Consider the following 18141-nt stretch of genomic DNA (forward strand, 5'->3'; position numbering starts at 1 on the left):
GGGCTCCCGGGCCATGGCTGGGACTATAAACCAAGGTATTTCCCCCGTTTGCTGTTGCTGTCACGCTATACTAGTTGTGTAGATACAAATTATTAACACTTTAAAAGGGCAGTTATGATACAATTATTGAATGATGTACCTGGAAATGTTGCAGGATTTCGTGCACTTGGAAAAGTAACCAAAGCAGACTATGATCACACAGTAATTCCGAGGATTAATGAAACAGTTAAAAAAGAAGGCAAAATCAATTTCATGCTGGTATTGGATACTACCCTGGCCGATTTCACAATTGGCGCCATCATAGATGACCTGGCAGTGGGATTAAAGCACTTTACAAAATGGCACAAAATGGCGATTGTTTCAGAATCGGCTGACATTAAAAAACAATACCACCAACTGTTTCAGCCAAATTCTATTTACCGAAAAGCCGGAAAATGCAAAGAGGTCATTGCAGGGGCTCTTAACGGACCTTCACAATTTCTTAGTGTGTCCTGCAAGCCGCATTCAATAAGTCATAGAAGGCATATTTCTTGTAACATCAAAGTATGATTTAGCAAGATGACCGTTAACAATATTTGTTCAATCTCAGTAAGCAAGACGGATGGCGTTAAGGCCTATAACGCTTACCTGGACGTTTTACCACACAAAGTATATGAAGCAAAAAAGCAGCTGATTGAACTGAGCAAACCAGTCACTGCAGCCAACATTAAAAACCTGTTGCTTGGTATAGAAGAGAAAAACCAAAATATCTACTTTAAATTTAAAATTATTTCAGGTAAGCTGTATTTGCAAAGTCGCAAACGACTATAGCGTACCGGAAAGCAAGTAGTCTCTTTTACCCGTTTAATGTAAAAGCAGGATGATATTCGTAATTCGGGTTGAACAGCATTCGTTCAAAAAGAATAGCCAAAAGGCAGGCCCCTTTTTCTTCACCGTATCCTCCTAACTGTCCGGTATGTTGCGAAATAGGCCATGACTTATAAGGCATGCCAGCCACGTTTTTTTGTGTGAAATTTGCGTTAAGAAAACTTCATGTAAACGTTATTAATGTACAAACGGCGGAACACTCTCTTTCTTTTAAAATAGTTTTGCCCCTCTAAAATTAGATGCTATGATGCAAGTTTTTCTGAACAAAAAAATAATCCTCGGGCTTTGCTTTTTACTGCTGGTATGCAGTGCATTCGCCCAGTCCAGCGGCTCCGGAATCAGCGGCTTTGTGTATACCGACGACAACCAGCCTTTTGAAAGCGCCACGGTTACCGTAAGCAACCCCGCTACTGGTTTTACTACGGCCACTTCCACCAACAAAAAAGGATATTTTACACTGCGGGATCTACCGGTGGGTAATTATAATATACAGGTATCTGCAGCAGGTGCACAACCCACCTTTTTAAAAGACAACGCCCTGAACCTGGGTGACCGCCTCGTGCTGAATAAAATAGTATTGAGCAAAAATGCCGCAACCCTTTCGCAGGTAACGGTACGCTCTAACAGTTTTACAAACAGTGTGGACAGGTTGGGTACGGGTACAGCTGTGAGCGGCCGGGCCATTCAAAAAATACCACTGGCTTCCCGTAACTACACCGACCTGATGGTGCTATCACCACTGGCAAGCGGCGCTTCCCTTGCAGGTGCCAAAGCAGGCGGCACTGGGTATATGCTGGATGGTGTAAGCAATCGCCGGGCAACATTTGGCGGTACCACAGATGCGGCATTTTCTATCTCTTCAGAAACCATCCGGGAGTTTGAAGTCTCTACCAACTCGTACGATGTTACCAACGGACGTGGATCAGGTGGCGTGGTAAAAGCCATCACCAAGTCGGGTACCAACACATTGTCAGGTGCGGCCTGGGGCTATTATGGCGCCAACTCACTGGCGGCTACCAAGGATGTAAACGGCAATCACCTTACCAGCAAATACCAAATTAAACAAGGAGGTGCTTTACTGAGCGGACCAATCATCAAAGACAAAATACACTTCCTTATTTCGTATGACCAGTACCAAAACACCATTCCATTCAGGGCATACGATTTTACTTTCGCCGGCGCCACACAGGCACAGGCAGAAAAGAACCTGAATATCACCAAAGCCAACCTTGACCAGATTGTTGGCATTATGCAAAACCAGTTCGGTTTCCCTGCAAACCAGCAATACGGTACCATCAACATTGTACAGGAAACAAAAAATGCCTTCGCCAAATTTGACTGGAACATCAATAAGAAAAACCTGCTTACTTTAAAATACAATTACCTGCATTTTGTAGATCCCAACAAATTAAAAGGGTCAGGATTATTAACCACACAATACACCGGCGTGGAAATAGACAATGCCGTGATGCTGGGCTTGCGTACAGAGTTAAGCAGCAATTTGGTGAATGACCTGAAAGTAAATTTCAGCACTTACCGCAAGTTTTTGAAGTTCGTCAACAACCACGTGCCGGAAGGGTTTGTGAATGTGAATTCTACTTTCGCCGATGGCAGCACCGGCAATACTACTGTAGCTTTTGGCGTACAAAACTGGGTACCTGAAAGAGATGCATCGGATGTAATACAGCTGGTGGATAACCTGCGTTACAAAACCGGTAACCTCAATTTTGTCTTTGGTACAGATAACAATATCAATCACGTAACAGACCGTTTGTCGCATGACCAGCAGGGACAGTTTTATTATGCCAGCATTGCAGACATGGCTAATAATAAGCCCTATCGCTTTAACCGGAAGATACCACTGGATGGCATCAACCCAAAAATAAGTGTCCCCATTATTGAGCTGGGTTTGTTTGCACAAATGGAAACCAACTTAAAGCCCAACCTGAATCTAACAGTAGGCTTAAGATGGGACGCCAACATCATTGGCAGCAAGCCAACCTACAACGAACAATTGTATAAAGACCTGGGCGTAAGAAGCGATGTAGTTCCATTTGACGCCAAGAATGTGCAGCCCCGTGTGAACCTGATCTGGGATGTGCATGGCAATGGAAAAGATTTAGTGAAATTTGGTAGTGGTCTTTTTGCTTCTGAGTTAACCACGCAACCAATTACTTTTTCGCACATTGACAACGGCGTTGATTTTCGCCAGGTGGATATCCGACAAAATGTACCGGTACCTGACTGGGCAGCTTACCAGCAGGATTTTAGCAAAGTGCCAGGCGTAGATTATTATAATTCTTTACCAACCAAACAACCTGCAACAGTGCTGGTGCTGGATAAAAATTTAAAGAACCCGCTCACGTTCAAAACCAGTCTTAGTTATTATCACTTTTTCAATAACTGGTTAAGGGCTGGTGCCAACGTGTATTACGACCGCACCTGGGATAACTTTTATTTGTACGACCTGAACCTGCGCAAAACGCCACAGTTTGTAACCAATGAAGGCAGGGAAGTGTATGTACCTGCTGCTTCTCTTACCGGATCAAGTTCCACCAGTTACCTGCCGGTACTGGCTAACTCCAGGATATCATCCAACTTTAACCAGGTTCGCTATTTCACCAACACCAAATGGGCTTCACAATATTTAGGTGCCGTAGTCGAAGTAGCTGCGCAGTTACGTAAAGACGGATACGTTAGTGTATCATATGCCAGGGGTAAAGCTACCGGCACGCCACCTTATGATAACGGCGATCCACGCAATTCCAATTTCAGTGTAGCCTCTTCTTATTCCGGTTATGCGGACTATGGTAAAAACTGGTACAGCGATGGAGACCAGGCCAATAAGATCGTTGCGTTATTCTTAAGCCCTACCATTCATGGATTCAGCATCAGTTCATCTTTCCAGGCTTATCAGAATGCAAGGTATTCTGCGTATGTAAATAAAGATGTGATTGGAGAAGGCAATGATGGTACCAACCTGGCATTTATATATGATCCCAACAGTGCTTCTACACCTTCGGATATCGCTTCCGGCATGAATAACCTGCTGGCTAAAACAAGCCCTGAATATAAAAAATTCCTGCTGAAAAATATGGGTAAGTTTGCTCCTTACAATGGCGGTTTAATGCCCTGGCGCACCCAATGGAATTTAAGTGTGGCTTATGATATCAAACTGGTAAAGACTCATAAAATTACTTTAAGAGCAGACTTTTTCAATGTGCTCAACCTGATCAATTACAAATGGGGCGGTTACAGCCAGATCATCAATACGAACTTGTATAATGTTACCGGCTTTGATGCTGAAACCAGTTCGTACAAATACAGTGTGAACACCAATGCAGGCACCAAGATAAAAACGGCTACCTATTATTCAGTTCAACTGGGTGCCCGTTATTCTTTCTGATAAAAACATATAAATGAGAAATGGCTTATTGATTGTTTTCATTTTATTGATGGCATTGAACTGCCCGGCACAAACAGCTGTGCCGGGCCAGCCATTACCACCCTGGAAAGAAGGTTATCTTGACCTGCACCATATCAATACCGGCAGAGGCAATGCGGCGTTTTATATTTTCCCTGATGGCACTACGATGCTCTTTGATGCCGGAGAATTAGACCCGACCAACCCGAGAACGCTGTCCCGCCGCAATACACCGATCAGGCCAGACAATTCAAAACGTCCGTATGAATGGATTGGGCAATACATACAGCAAGCCGATCCGTTAAAAGAAAAAGCGATCATTGATTACGCTGTAATTTCTCATTTTCACGACGATCATTTTGGCGGATGGTATGCGGGTGCTCCTGCATCAGCTGATGGAAGGTATGTATTGAGCGGCATCACGGGTATTGGCACGCTTTTTCCCATCAGTTTGTTGGTAACAAGAGATTATAATTATCCTGTTCCGTTAACAACAGTACTGCAAAAAATGGCTGGTTCATCCTATGCCAAATCATGGGATAATTACCAGGCATTTATACAAAGCCGCAAAGCCAAAGGAATGCTGACGCAGTTTTTAAAAGCAGGCAGCCGGTCGCAGTTTACTCTTCGCCACCATGCAGAAAATTATCCTTCCTTTTATGTACAGAACGTAAAATCGAACGGCGATATCTGGACAGGTAAAGACAGTCAGACAGTTCAGCACTTTCCGCCAATTGATACTGCCAACAATAAAACCTGGCCGGATGAAAATGCATTGAGTAATGTGCTGGTGATACATTACGGCCCCTTTAGTTATTATACCGGCGGCGATTGCCCCGGCAATGTATTTTTGGGGGATGCCCAATGGCGGGATGTAGAAACACCAGTTGCAAAAGCCGTTGGGGAAGTGGATGTAGCCACCATGGATCACCATGGCAACCGCGATGCAGTGAATGCCTTTCAGGTACAGACCTTTAAATCCAACGTGTGGATCGAACAGGTATGGACGGCGGACCATCCCGGGCATGAAACATTGATCCGGGCCACTTCTCCACTCCTCTACCCTGCCAAAAGAGACTTATTCGCTACCAATATGATGCAGGCGAATAAAGACGTGATCGGCCCGTTGGTAGATCAGTCGTACCAAAGTATGCATGGGCATATTGTTGTACGTGTTATACCCGGCGGAAAAGAGTATTACATCATTATCCTCGATGATAACCAGCAAGAGCTGCATGTTAAAAAAGTATTTGGACCATATGCAAGTAAGGATGCAACAAATTTATAAAACAGTAAACTTTACTGCTAATTATATTCAGTAAGTCTAAATCGTGCGCATGGCTAATTTCCAAAATTACCTTTCCTAATATTTTCCGCCATTCGCAAGATCGTTTAGTAAAAACAGCTACTGTAGCCGGTGGAGCCGTTTACCGGCTGGAATACGCTAATTAAAGTTATGAAACAATATCTCTTGGCGGCCGAAAGCCGGAGCATTGCGCTTCTCACAGGTGAAATGGCTCGTCTGTCGTCCTTTCATATTCGGTTGAAGTAATAACTTCGATTTCATCCAGGCTGATGTCTGCGGTTGCCGGTTTGTTGATTAAATGGGTAACCATTTGTTCGATTTCACTGATATCGCAGGGATGCTTGGCGAAATAAAAACCGGTTCCCTGATCAGTGATAGAAATTCTGTCCCATTCTGTCCACTGAAATTTGTAAAGTAAGAATTGCATATGGTAAGATTTAGATTGTAAAAGTATTGTCGGCCTCCTGGCGTATTTTTCTGAGGACGGCGGGTTTTGTGATCTCCTGTATATTCAGTAATTCAACTGCATTCAGAACAAAGGCTTCAAGGGTGTCCCGGCTCATTCTTAACAGGCTTATGCGCAAAACATTTCTTTGTACTGTATGCAGAATCACTGGTTCTCCTGCGTATTTGTTATCATAATGAATGATTTCCAGGTGATAACTCCCGTCGTCACCAGCGCAGAGGGTAATGTGGTTGTTTCTAAGTTTTCTTTTTACTGCGTTGTTATACCGATGCACTTTTGCTTTATCATTGATTTTCATAAACGGAACTGAGTGGTTATGGATGTCAGGCTGAGCGGCTGTATGCTGTTCGGTGTGGTTAAATTTCCTGTTGCAAAAAATACAAAGGGAAAGATAGTATGGCCGAATTGAAATACAGTTTTCATTGAGTAAGGTTTGATAGTAATTCTTCGCCGCCAGAACTGTACCAGTCTGTACAATTCAGTTGTGTCAACGGTTCCGTAATTTTCGTTTGGCCGCTTTTCCAAAATACGGATGAATTTTCCGCATACCGGAACCAGCCTGTAGTGTAATTAAGTTATCCTTATAGCGGTTTTTTTATACTGGAAAATTACGCAGTGAATTAAAAACTATGACATTTAATAATATTTAAATCACCCCCCCCCCGTTAGCTTGCGAAAGTCGAAGATTATCAACAACAACGAACCGTTTAGCCAAGAGATTATATCATATTTTACCTAAGAGGTAAAACAACTCTTTAAACCAGATGAATAAGGAGATGGCAGTATTTACTTCATACATAGAATGAAGTATTGGCGCTTTTAAACAAATACCTGGTGATGCATATCCTGTAAATAATTGTCAAATATTACTACTTAAAAATGAGCCTTAAAATATGCCGTGGGCATTTTTTTTATCCCACATAATAGCGGATACTTGTGGTATTGATAAAAACTTAACGTTCCAATTGCCCGTCACACTTTTGCAACAAACCATATCCATGAATAACGACGTTCCTATTGAAACAGTGTCAAAAATGTCAGGCAACACCAATTTAAGAACAACGCAACATTATGCGACGATTTTGGTTTTAAAAGTGAGCAAGGATAGGATGAAATTGAAAATAAATTATCTCGATGCGAGGGATGATTGGAAGTGCAACTAAAAATAATCCCAAATTTTCAAATTGTTTTGAGCGTACCAAAATCACAACTGCGCAGTAGCAGGAAGTAGGAATGATTTCCAGACGCTTAAAATAAAAAGTTACTTTTTGACTCCTTTGAATACATGATCCACCGGCGCTTCGAGCTTACCATTATCGAAGGAGCGGTAATTGATACAAATGCTGTCTCCGTAGATTGCAATGATACCTGAAGGGGAATTACATAAAAATTCGCCTGTTGCAGAAAACAAAATTTGTTTGTACCCGATATTATAACTGTCGGGAAGCTCATCAAAAAAACGGCCGCAACCCAGCTGAAAATTTTCGAGATACAAACCAGTAGCCGGATGCAGCAAATCATTTGCACATGTCCCGATTTGAAAACTGTCCGGATTGCTCCTGTTGTCAGTTGATCCCTTAAAAACACCATTGCACTTACTTGCGCAAGGGTTGGCAAAGGTTAACAATTTTGAAAAGATTTTTATGGTATCGGCTTTGGAAACGGTCGTGTACCGGACAGCTAATTTTACCGGTATTTGTTTGTTGGTAAGCAAATACTTCCGGGGGAAATTCAGCCTGATTTCCTGTGCATTATATGTGGTTGCTTCAATGGTCCAGGTGTAGGAAAGTGCTGATGAATCAAGCGCAATAAATTTTACGATCGCAGAAGAAACCGTATCTGTGTTATAATACAACCAATCTGCTGCAATTGGTTCAAAATCTTCCTGGAATGCAATTCCTTTATCAAAACTGTTGTTGAAGTTGATGGCCGGATGTATTTCTTTTTTACAGGCATAATTCACCATCATGCACGCAAAAAAAATCAATCCGCTGACAGAGCACCGCCGGAAACAAAATGCCATATTCATAAGTAAGTTTGTAGATGCCACCACCGGCCGGATCGAACCCATAGTTTGCTGAGAAGTGCATATGACAACAAAGAAACCAACCGCGTGTTAATTTTGTGTTACCCAAACATTACGAATATGTTATGTTCTATAATTTCCTGACATTTTAACTGTACGTTCCAAATGGTCGAAAACAGAGTTGAAAACTAAAAGTTAAACTCTCCGGCATTCAATCTATAAGCTTACCTGATTTCCATGACTCTTCGCTGAAATCATTTTTTTTAGATTAAGATTGATACGAATCCCCGCCCGTTTTGCGGGGATTTTTATTTTGCATACCTGCTGGTTTATGGCACAGCATTGCTGCGGGTCATTTTTTCATGAAACCACTCGTTGAAGCTTTGTTAAACCTGAGCGTGTCAACTTCTCTATTTTATGCAATTGACAGAATTTTAATTACAACACCGGTTGATGAAGAAGAACAAAAAAATGTTGACGGGTATCTGCTTGAAGGATTCGAAAAATGACATCTCACTGTACCTACTTTTCAAATAATACGGTATCTGCATTCGCTCCCAGGGTTTGGAGGATTTCCACAATTTCCTTTACCATTGAATCTGGTCCGCATACATAAAAATGTTTACTAAAATCGCTCACATGCTGTTTAATAAATTCCCGGTCAATTTTCCCGGATAGATATCCGGTATTGTTTTCCCGCGACAAAATATAAACTGCTTCTTTATTCAGTATAGCTGACAGCTCCTTTTCATAAATAATATCAGCTGAAGTTTTGTTAGAAAAAAACAGCTTATTGTTTGTTATTTCATTGTCTTTATACAACATCCTTAGTATTGCAATAAAAGGTGTAATGCCTGCGCCGCCGGCAATAAAATAGCCAGGCCCCTTGTATTCGATGGCACCCCATGCATCTTCAATAATAAGTTCATCGCCTGGCACAAGTTGATGGAGCTGGTCTGTAACACCATGATGATCCGGGTAGCGCTTAATTGTAAATTCCAAACAGGCGTCATCGGTAAGGCCAGTAAAAGTAAATGGTCTCTTCTCTCCCTCCATCCCTGCTTTATTGATAGCAACATCCGTTGCCTGACCTGGCGTAAAATGATAGCCTGCAGGTTTTTCTATTCTAAAATATTTTACATCATGTGTTACTTGTTTAACATCCAGTATTTTTACAATATTTTTCATGATTGAATCAGATTTGATCATTCAAATTTAATCGTTTCGTTTATCCCCGTCAAGCTTTGTAGAAGCAATTGCGCTCTTGTTTTGATTATTTATTGCGGGTAAGGCTTTTCTTTTGGGATATTCTTGCCACTTTACTTGGATGTTTAATAAAGAATTCGCATTTTGTTCATCCATATGGTGTTGGTTCTTTTACCGGCCAGGTAACAACCCTACAGAATACTTAAATTTTTTTGAATGCCTGCATACGAAATAGAAATTATTTTAAACCGCCAACTGGCAGATTGCCTTTCTATACCAGCCTTTATTACAGATACAAAAGGAAATCTGATTTTTTACAACGAGCCTGCAGAAACAATTTTAGGCAAACGCTTTGAAGACACGGGAGAAATGCCGGTAGAACAATGGGCAACAGATTTTAAACCTTTTGATGAAAATGGCAAGCAGCTATCTCCGGAGGAACTGCCACTTGTAAATACGCTGCAGGATGCGCTGCCCCATCACAAAACTTTTTGGATCGAAAGCCTGCAGGGTAAAAATCAAAAAATTTCAGTTACAGCCTACCCCATCATTGGCAGAACAGGAAAGATGTCGGGGGCCGTTGCTATTTTCTGGAAATCAACTGATGTATGAAAATTAAATTGTGGGGCGTTCGTGGTTCAATAACCACAACGGGTCCTGAAACAGCTTATTACGGCGGCAATACTTCCTGCGCTGATGTATGGGAAGATGGCTGGCTGCTGGTACTGGATGGCGGATCGGGCATACAAAAACTGGTAGTGGACAATCAACTGGCAAATAAAAGGATTGACGTTTTACTAACCCATCTTCACCTTGATCACATACAGGGGCTGGGCTTTTTTAAACCGCTCTTTGACGCATCAATGGAGATACATATCTGGGGACCGGCAAGCAGCACAAGAACGCTGCATTCCAGGCTAAGCCGTTACCTGTCACCCCCATTATTTCCTGTACTTATCCGTGATTTGCCCTGCAGTCTTACCCTGCATGAAATTGGTAACAGTACTTTTCAAATAGGTCCCTTTAGCCTTCAGTCCAATTACATCATCCATCCCGGACCAACGGTTGGCTTCCGTGTTACCGGGAACCATTCGGTGTTTACCTATATCCCTGATCATGAGCCAGCGCTGGGCCGCAACGGGATGATTGAAGATGAGCAATGGATGTCAGGAATAGATCTTGCGAGAGGTGCCGATTTACTATTGCACGATGCCCAGTACACCGCCGCAGAATATCTGAACAAAAAAGGCTGGGGACATTCTTCCATTGATGATGCAGCGCTTTTTGCATCTGTTGCAGGGGTAAAACACCTTTTGTTTGCACATCATGATCCGGCCCGGTCTGATGAAGCGCTAAATGATTTGTATGCTGCTTTTCAAAACAACAACTACACTTTCAAAAACGAACTGGCAAGGGAAGGAATGGAAATTACACTGCCGTAGTATTTTTGGCAGCATGAGTAAGCTGGCTTTTCTCATCCCGCATCGTATCAGAAACAGTCTTTTATAGTCATCTCAATTCGTCAGCCGGGTAAATTATCTTTTGCTAATGCCTAAATGGTTAACTGTGTTGAGCAGCTGCTATTAAAAAAGTTAGTACCTTAAATTCTAGCTCAATAAAATAACTGTTTATGAAAAAAATACTGGTTTGTTTATTTACATTGGTTGCTGTTGTGTCAAATGCGCAGGATACAGATTCAGCCCGGATTGTAAATAACTACACAAAAAAGGAAGTATATATTACCATGCGGGACGGCGTGCGGTTATTTACTTCTATATACCTGCCGAAAAGCAATACCGAGAAGCATCCCATCTTATTATCAAGAACACCTTATTCCTGTCAGCCATATGGCGAAGGATCTTTTTTACCTTTCTGGGACAGTTATCAAAAGGAATATTTAAAAGAAGGGTACATTATGGTGAAGCAGGATGTACGGGGCAGGTGGATGAGCGAAGGAGAAATGGTCAATATCAGGCCATTTAACGCCAACAAAAAAGGGAAGGAAATTGATGAGTCCAGTGATACGTATGACACCATTGACTGGCTTATAAAAAACCTTGCCGGCAGCAATGGCAATGTAGGTGTATTCGGCATTTCTTATCCGGGTTTCTACAGCACCATGGCTGCAGCAAGCAACCATCCTGCGTTGAAGGCAGTGAGTCCGCAGGCACCAGTTACCAACTGGTTTATTGGTGATGACTTTCATCACAATGGCGCTTTTTTTCAGATGGATGCATTTGGTTTTTACTCCGCACAGGGATCTGCTTTTGGCGTTCCGCATCCCAAACCAGTATCAGTCGCCGCTACTTCAGTGGGGTATCCGGATCATGATAACTATCAATTTTTCCTGGATGCAGGCAGCTTAAAAAATCTTACAAAATATACAGGAGACAGCATCGCTTTCTGGAAAGACCTGATGAACCATCCCAATTATGACGCCTGGTGGAAAGCAAGAGACGCACGGGTGGCAACTAAAAACCTGCAACCTGCCATGTTATGGGTAGGCGGTTTGTTTGATGCAGAAGATTGCTGGGGAGCATGGAACGCTTATAAAGCGGCAGAAGAAAACAATCCCGGCAAGGCATTTAATAAAATTGTGGAAGGTCCCTGGTACCATGGGCAATGGGCAAACAACGACGGAACACACCATGGCAATATTCAGTTTGGTTCCAACACAAGTGAATACTATCAGCAGCATTTTGAAGTACCCTTCTTTAATTATTTTTTAAAAGGTAAAGGGGATGCAGCACAAATTGCCGAAGCCAATATTTATATTACCGGTGCCAACCAATGGAAAGCATTTGAACAATGGCCACCTGCAGGTAAAGCAGACGAAGTGATGTACCTGCAGCCAAACGGAAAATTAGGTACCACCCAACCCGCTGCCACCAATGGCTTCAGCGAATATATAAGTGATCCTGCAAAACCGGTTCCCTATGAAGAAGCCGTGCATTTCAACAGAACGAGAACTTATATGTCAGCGGACCAACGCTTTGCTGCCAGGAGGCCTGACGTGCTTGTATTTAAAACGGATACTTTACTGAATGAGGTTACTGTTACAGGCAATGTAATAGCGGATATTATGACAAGCATTTCTACAACAGATGCAGATTTTGTGGTAAAAGTAATTGATGTGTTTCCTGAATATTCCGGTTACAACGATGTAGACATTTATGCAGAAACAGATCCTGTTAATCCCTACCCGATGGGCGGTTACCAGATGCTGGTAAGGGCAGAAATTTTCAGGGGCCGGTACAGGAAGAGTTATGAAAACCCTGCACCATTTGTTCCCGGCAAAATAGAGGAAGTAAAATTTGAATTGCCTTCTATTGCACATACTTTTAAAAAAGGGCATCGCGTTATGGTACAGGTACAAAGCAGCTGGTTTCCTTTAGTTGACAGAAACCCGCAACAGTTTGTTGATATTTACCGTTGTGCTGAAAAGGATTTTATAAAAAGCAACATTAAAATTTATCATGACGCACAACATGCGTCAAAAATTATTTTACCTGTATTAAAATAACAATAAATAGCTGCCACGTGCTTATTGTACAACCACTTAGCTGGAAACAGCAAATAGCGAAATACAGATCCGAATCTTCATTTCATTCAGTATGTTGTAGCAATTCTGAAAGCGCAATTAATGAATGTATCTGCACATTACTTTGACCAACCGTTACACGTTTCCTGCAGCAGGACATACGTCGCCTTAAGCCATATTAAAATGATTTAGTTAAAGTGCATACTAACCTGTTCTTTGGCACAGTATTTTAACTCCTGAAATAAATACCTTGCTATGAGCCATTCTTTTATTTTAACCAGCGTTGCATCCGGTTTGTCTATGTCCACGCATCAGCGGAAAATGCTGTTACTTTCCGGAAGCATTTTATTACTATGCATTCTTATCTATGCTGCTTTTAAACAAAACAAAAAATATAGCAGTGCCCATTACAACAGTTTACAAAAAATCAAACAGTACAGAATTAATTTGGAGAAAGCTTCTAAAAATAAGGTGCAGAAAAAAGGACCTGCGTATTAAAACAAAAAACAGTTTTAATACCAGGCTTCAAAAAATGCAGTGACATACAAGGGAGTTCCTCCCTGCTGCATCATACTTTTCTCAACGGTTATACCGGTCATTTCTCCATGGGTAGGCTGTATTAGAGTAACCTCTTTCTTCCCAGAAGCCCGGTTTGTTTTCAGTTAAAAATTCAATTCTGCTGATCCATTTGGACCCCTTCCATGCGTACAGCTGGGGCGTGATCATGCGTACGGGGCCGCCATGCTCTTTTGGCAAGGGTTTGCCTTCCACCGTATGTACCAACAGTACGTCAGGCTTTAACGCTTCTTCCATAGCCATATTGGTGGTGTAATCATCATAGCCGTAACATAAAATATGGGTAGCCATTTCTTTTGGTTGTACCAGTGCGGCCAGGTCAAGTAAACGTACACCCTTCCAGTTAATGCCCAGCTTTGACCAGGTAGTAACACAATGAAAATCGGAAGTATCTTCTGTTTGTGGCAAAGCTATAAACTGTTCCCATGTCAATTCCACCGGGTGTTCCACTTCGCCATCTATAACCAGTTTCCATTTACTCAGGGGAATTTCTGGCTGAATGCCCAGGTCGAGCACCGGCCATTTTTTGGTGATAGTCTGCCCTACAGGCAATTCGGGCATGCCGTGCCGGTTCAGCTTTCCTTTTCCCATGGGTTTATCGTCAGCAATGGATGGCGTTAGCTTTATCTTTTCCTCAAACCTTGCTTTCAATTTCATCCGGGCATCCACAATGCGGTCCAATTTTTCTTTCTCCTCCATAGCGTAAATTTTTGTTGAAGGAAGTTAATGAATTGCAGGCAAATAAAATTGGCAATGACGGCCTTTTATGCGGTAGCGAAAAATGTTTGGATGCATCTGTAGCTGTTTACCGCTAATTGTTTAGCTTATATATTCTTGCCACTTCACCCGGATCTAATTGGTTCAGTAATTCAAGTAGCCGCTCTTTAGAAAAGTTGGCATCGAAATAATTGCAATAAATCGCCGGCGTCTTTCTATCGTGCCGGGAAACTGAAGTCGATTGGTATTCAAATTCATCCCACAAAAAATCCTCTACATAATCATTCAGTTCAGTGTCTTCAACCACCAGGCAGTACAGCCCGGAGTCAGATTCAATGAGCCTGATATGGGGAATTTCGAATAAGGTATTTCTTTCCATGGTTGTTTTCCGTTGTTAATTACGAGCCGCAACGATGCTCACAGATTGGTTGCATTATTTTAACTGGTGCGTGCATTGTGTATTTTCAATTTAAAGCATTTGTACCAGCTGGATATTATTTCCACAAGTATCGTTGAAAACAGCCAGTTTTACTGTGCCCATGGCTGTCGGCGTCAGGCTAAACGCTACGCCCAAATTTAACAGTCGTTCATATTCCTGCTGAAGATCATCCACACTGAATTGGGTGTAGGGAATGCCCGCATCAAAAAGTGCCTGCTGGTAAATTTTAGCCGGCTCAAAATTATTGGGCGATGGCTCTAATAAAACTTCAGTTCCGTCCTGTTCTTCTTTGGCTACTACAGTCAGCCAGCGGTTGCCCCCGCCTAGTGGCACATCTAACTTTTTTACAAAACCCAGCTTACTGGTGTAAAATTCCAATGCCTTGTCCTGGTCTTTAACCGGGATGCCTGTAACACTTACTTTCATGTTGTCAATTTTAGGATGAGTGCTCAAAGTTCCTGCACCAGCTTAACATTCACTTTGCAAAAGTTGCTCTTTTTTTTAAACTCAGCCGGAGTAAGCCCGGTTTTGTTTTTGAATAAAGTACTAAAAGAGCAGGGACTTTCAAACCCAACTGTATAACAAGTTTCGGTTACCGCCATTCCTGTTGCAAGATGGTGTTTTGACGCTGCTATTCGTTTGTTTATCAAATATTGTTTCGGTGTAAGCCCGTAATACCTTTTAAAAAGTCGCAGCAAATGAAATTTTGACGTATAATTTAAACGGGATAACAAACTCAGGTTCAGATCATTTGCAAAGTTGTCTTCAATAAAAATTCTAATTCCGATAACTATCCCGATCTGTTCCTTGTTTGAATAACAGCTGCGTTTAATCCTGTTCATTTCTTTTTGATAAAAATTCATCTGATGGTTTATTTTATTACTTCCACATGCACCTCCTCCCGCACCACGCCCTCTCCGGGAACTTGATTAACGGAATTTTGAAGTATGATTTATATGATATAACAACTTAATATTCAGTTCCTTTGTAAAGTTATCTTCAATAAAACTTCTAATCCTCATAAATGTCCCGATCTGTTTTGCATTTGAATAATAAGTACCTTTTATCCCGTTCATTTTTTCTGTTTGATACAAATTCATCCGGAAGTTATTTAGACTTCCATGTACCCCGCATCTTTCACCTCCGGCCCGTCCAGGAATTGATTGATCATCGAAATGGTGGCTGCAATTAAAGTGTTGTTTTGTGGTGTCGTTAATTCTCCGATATAATCTCCGTGGCCGCCGGGAAAAATGGCAAGCCGTGAATTGGAAATATAGCTGTGCATTTGTACAGCATGTTCCGGCGTTACAACATCCCTGTCCCCGGCAATAATCAGTGCAGGGGCCTTAATGGATTTGATGTCATCATCTGATATATCGGGGAAGGCCAGCATTCTTGCAACATCCCTTTCATACATCCGGTGAAGCGCATTGGTATCAGGATTAATTTTTAAAAAAGCATCCTTGTAAGGCTGGGGCATGTCTTCAAATGTCGGCTTCGACATCATAGGCCAGAACCAGTCCGGAGCGCCTGCCTTGTTGTAGAAAATGGAAGCCACAATTATTTTGTTCGTCATTTCAGGATGCCGGATAGCGAACTCAAGTGTAGTGCTTGCGCCATTGCTGAAACCGAATATGTCGGCTTTGCCGATGCGGAGTTGCTTTAACAAGGCAGCGATGTCGTCTGCATCCTGCTGAAAACTTAAAGGCCTGTCAATGTCTGCAGTGTGGCCGTGTGCCTGCATCTCCACCGCAATTACCTGGTGGCTTTTTGCCAACGCCTGTAATACCCGCCCGAAAGTTGTATGAATGGTTGAGCCGCCGCCATGAATCAACACCAGCGGTGTGCCTGCACCGTGTATTTCAAAATACATTTTCAGGCCGTTCACAGCGGCATAGCCGCTTGTTGCCTCCGGCTTCGTTTCAATATGGTGATTCGTTTGAACTGTCATGGTTGTTTTATTGAATTGGTACAGCCTGAAATTACCAGCCATCAAAGTTTTAAATTGGTGGCTCCGGTCAACGGTCAGGTTGGTATCCTGCACTTTCATTTCAGTTTTGTAGTGCCGCAAAGCCGGCAGCTAATTTAATTATAAACGCTGTAAACAGCAAGTCATGGGTGGTTAAATAATGCTTTATGCCAGGGAGGGCTTTGCTTAGAGTGAAAAAACTGGCGCCCCGGAATAATGTACAAAGTGAGCGGAATGCTGGCTGAGAAAAAAGCAAAAGGATGAATATGGTTTTTGCATTAATGAATGACTACGTTATGTTTGGTAAAACAAGTTGTCTCCTTCCACTCCTGTAACAGTAAGGCCACTCATATAATAAAGGCAGGTACCGGTTTTTCTGTTCTTAGATTTGTACCACTTCAACAGGTATTACCATCCACTCAACTTTATTCGAAACCATTATCCGTATAGCGGTTATTGATTCATTTACCTTTTAAAAAATTGTATGAAAAAGTTGATTATGGTATTTTTTGCATTTCAGTGCATAGTGCTGACTTCCTGCTGGCACAACCACAAAAACATAAGCTTTAGTTACACCAGCAACGACGATTCTTATTCCATGGATGCCTGGTTCAGCAGAAACAAAACAAGCATTGCGGAACAGTATATGAATGAGAAGATAGGCAAGGAAAATAACATTTCCTTTGTCAACACACTAACGGATGCAGAGTTCACGCTTAATGATGGTTCTAAATTTTACATGCAAAAATCACCCGGCCACATCCTGATAAAAATGAATAAACTTGATAATTCGTATGAACATTATCACAAAATACAGGAAATGTGCAAGGGAATGAAGGATGTTGTTTTGAAGTAGCAAAATGTTTACTTAATGTCGAACCTTGCTTCATTTATATTCTCTTCTATAATTTTCTTAATCTTTTTAGTCATAAATTGATAATATCCAAAATCCATGGGGAAGCATCTACCTGCATCCATTACATTTAGATAAAATCCATTTTCATCTATTATTATAGCAACATCTAATATTATTGTTATGAATTTGCCATAACAATAAAATCTATATTCATCTTCGGTCTTACTATCGAATTTAAACCAGGTATAAGTTGGGTTAAGGTTACTGATAATTTCAATTTTTTTATTCTTTGGGAGGGTAGATAAAACAGATACAAACTTTCTGATTTTACTTATGTTGAATAAATTATAAAATAGTAGTATTCCCGCAAACATAGCACACACGCATATTTGGATAAATGTTTCTTTATCTGTTAAATATGCTTTAGAAGCCTTTTTATAAAGAATATCAAGAAGAGATAACCAAAAGGCCGGGAACAAATACATTTGGAACCATTCCGACTTTGATAGAACTACTTTGTCTGGCATTTCAAAAATTAAAGTGTGTTATCAAAAATTGCCGCTAACACAAATATCTAGGCTATAATCAGCAACGCATAATGCCAATTTGCAAGCGGCGTTTTCACTTCGCCCACCACATTTAAGCAACCACTATTTATATACCGCATACATTTTTAATTCCCAATCTTAAATTATACAAATCAGCAGCAGCAAAACACGCCGGTAAAACCCTTTACTAAAACTGCCTG

At 41.5% G+C, this 18141-nt stretch carries 21 protein-coding genes; 10 read left to right on the top strand and 11 right to left on the bottom strand.

The window, feature by feature from the left end; all coding sequences use genetic code 11:
- The first annotated feature begins 114 nt into the window (after positions 1–114).
- The gene (locus QWZ08_RS11125; protein WP_290337482.1) at positions 115–549 is read left to right on the top strand and encodes a SpoIIAA family protein; all 435 of its coding nucleotides are present in this window, start codon (positions 115–117) and stop codon (positions 547–549) included.
- Between the two features lie 9 nt (positions 550–558).
- Positions 559–810: a hypothetical protein gene (locus tag QWZ08_RS11130; protein ID WP_290337483.1), complete on the top strand. Its 252-nt coding sequence runs from the start codon at positions 559–561 to the stop codon at positions 808–810.
- Between the two features lie 25 nt (positions 811–835).
- On the opposite strand, the gene QWZ08_RS11135 is transcribed toward QWZ08_RS11130, so the two are convergent.
- Complete coding sequence (locus tag QWZ08_RS11135) at positions 836–988, bottom strand: hypothetical protein (RefSeq protein ID WP_290337484.1); 153 nt, start codon at positions 986–988, stop codon at positions 836–838.
- Positions 989–1111: 123 nt separating this feature from the next.
- Between QWZ08_RS11135 and QWZ08_RS11140 the strand changes: the two genes are divergently transcribed.
- Positions 1112–4273 (top strand): TonB-dependent receptor, encoded by a 3162-nt coding sequence (locus QWZ08_RS11140; protein WP_290337485.1) that lies wholly within the window; start codon positions 1112–1114, stop codon positions 4271–4273.
- 13 nt (positions 4274–4286) lie between these two features.
- Entirely contained in the window at positions 4287–5579 is a 1293-nt protein-coding gene (locus QWZ08_RS11145) for a ComEC/Rec2 family competence protein (RefSeq protein WP_290337486.1), read from the top strand.
- Positions 5580–5793: 214 nt separating this feature from the next.
- Here the strand turns inward: QWZ08_RS11145 and QWZ08_RS11150 are convergent, their stop codons facing one another.
- Together QWZ08_RS11150 and QWZ08_RS11155 are read right to left on the bottom strand one after the other, a co-directional pair.
- Complete coding sequence (locus QWZ08_RS11150) at positions 5794–6024, bottom strand: hypothetical protein (RefSeq protein WP_290337487.1); 231 nt, start codon at positions 6022–6024, stop codon at positions 5794–5796.
- 10 nt (positions 6025–6034) lie between these two features.
- Complete coding sequence (locus QWZ08_RS11155; RefSeq protein ID WP_290337488.1) at positions 6035–6361, bottom strand: hypothetical protein; 327 nt, start codon at positions 6359–6361, stop codon at positions 6035–6037.
- Between the two features lie 700 nt (positions 6362–7061).
- Here QWZ08_RS11155 and QWZ08_RS11160 point away from each other — a divergent pair.
- Entirely contained in the window at positions 7062–7226 is a 165-nt protein-coding gene (locus QWZ08_RS11160; protein ID WP_290337489.1) for a site-specific integrase, read from the top strand.
- Between the two features lie 98 nt (positions 7227–7324).
- Here the strand turns inward: QWZ08_RS11160 and QWZ08_RS11165 are convergent, their stop codons facing one another.
- Entirely contained in the window at positions 7325–8086 is a 762-nt protein-coding gene (locus QWZ08_RS11165) for a hypothetical protein (RefSeq protein WP_290337490.1), read from the bottom strand.
- Between the two features lie 365 nt (positions 8087–8451).
- Here QWZ08_RS11165 and QWZ08_RS11170 point away from each other — a divergent pair, with 365 nt between their 5' ends.
- On the top strand, positions 8452–8598 hold the full coding sequence (locus QWZ08_RS11170; protein ID WP_290337491.1) for a hypothetical protein: 147 nt from the start codon (positions 8452–8454) through the stop codon (positions 8596–8598).
- Positions 8599–8611: 13 nt separating this feature from the next.
- Here QWZ08_RS11170 and QWZ08_RS11175 read toward each other — a convergent pair whose 3' ends face one another.
- Entirely contained in the window at positions 8612–9277 is a 666-nt protein-coding gene (locus tag QWZ08_RS11175; protein ID WP_290337492.1) for an FAD-binding oxidoreductase, read from the bottom strand.
- Positions 9278–9511: 234 nt separating this feature from the next.
- Between QWZ08_RS11175 and QWZ08_RS11180 the strand changes: the two genes are divergently transcribed.
- The 3 genes from QWZ08_RS11180 (at position 9512) to QWZ08_RS11190 (ending at position 12818) form a co-directional block, all read left to right on the top strand.
- Positions 9512–9907 carry a transcriptional regulator gene (locus QWZ08_RS11180; protein WP_290337493.1) on the top strand — a complete coding sequence of 132 codons (396 nt, stop codon included), beginning with the start codon at positions 9512–9514 and terminating at the stop codon, positions 9905–9907.
- A complete protein-coding gene (locus tag QWZ08_RS11185) occupies positions 9904–10737 on the top strand; it encodes an MBL fold metallo-hydrolase (protein ID WP_290337494.1) in 834 nt (277 codons plus the stop codon). The genes QWZ08_RS11180 and QWZ08_RS11185 overlap by 4 nt, the downstream gene beginning before the upstream one ends.
- 188 nt (positions 10738–10925) lie before the next feature.
- The gene (locus tag QWZ08_RS11190) at positions 10926–12818 is read left to right on the top strand and encodes a CocE/NonD family hydrolase (protein ID WP_290337495.1); all 1893 of its coding nucleotides are present in this window, start codon (positions 10926–10928) and stop codon (positions 12816–12818) included.
- 597 nt (positions 12819–13415) lie between these two features.
- Here QWZ08_RS11190 and QWZ08_RS11195 read toward each other — a convergent pair.
- The 5 genes from QWZ08_RS11195 to QWZ08_RS11215 all read right to left on the bottom strand — a co-directional run bounded on the left by QWZ08_RS11195 (position 13416) and on the right by QWZ08_RS11215 (position 16618).
- Complete coding sequence (locus tag QWZ08_RS11195; protein ID WP_290337496.1) at positions 13416–14111, bottom strand: sulfite oxidase-like oxidoreductase; 696 nt, start codon at positions 14109–14111, stop codon at positions 13416–13418.
- 112 nt (positions 14112–14223) lie between these two features.
- On the bottom strand, positions 14224–14508 hold the full coding sequence (locus QWZ08_RS11200) for a hypothetical protein (protein WP_290337497.1): 285 nt from the start codon (positions 14506–14508) through the stop codon (positions 14224–14226).
- A gap of 90 nt (positions 14509–14598) precedes the next feature.
- Positions 14599–14994 carry a VOC family protein gene (locus QWZ08_RS11205; protein WP_290337498.1) on the bottom strand — a complete coding sequence of 132 codons (396 nt, stop codon included), beginning with the start codon at positions 14992–14994 and terminating at the stop codon, positions 14599–14601.
- A 23-nt stretch (positions 14995–15017) separates the two neighbouring features.
- Positions 15018–15431, bottom strand: a complete 414-nt coding sequence (locus QWZ08_RS11210) for a helix-turn-helix domain-containing protein (protein ID WP_290337499.1) — start codon at positions 15429–15431, stop codon at positions 15018–15020.
- Positions 15432–15679: 248 nt separating this feature from the next.
- Positions 15680–16618, bottom strand: coding sequence for an alpha/beta fold hydrolase (locus QWZ08_RS11215; protein WP_290337500.1), 939 nt, complete (start codon positions 16616–16618; stop codon positions 15680–15682).
- Positions 16619–17021: 403 nt separating this feature from the next.
- On the opposite strand from QWZ08_RS11215, the gene QWZ08_RS11220 reads away from it, so the two are divergent.
- Positions 17022–17393 (top strand): hypothetical protein, encoded by a 372-nt coding sequence (locus QWZ08_RS11220; RefSeq protein ID WP_290337501.1) that lies wholly within the window; start codon positions 17022–17024, stop codon positions 17391–17393.
- A gap of 8 nt (positions 17394–17401) precedes the next feature.
- On the opposite strand, the gene QWZ08_RS11225 is transcribed toward QWZ08_RS11220, so the two are convergent.
- Positions 17402–17920, bottom strand: a complete 519-nt coding sequence (locus tag QWZ08_RS11225) for a hypothetical protein (RefSeq protein ID WP_290337502.1) — start codon at positions 17918–17920, stop codon at positions 17402–17404.
- Positions 17921–18141: the final 221 nt, after the last annotated feature.

This window comes from Ferruginibacter paludis, from assembly GCF_030409685.1.
Taxonomy (GTDB): Bacteria; Bacteroidota; Bacteroidia; order Chitinophagales; family Chitinophagaceae; genus Ferruginibacter; species Ferruginibacter paludis.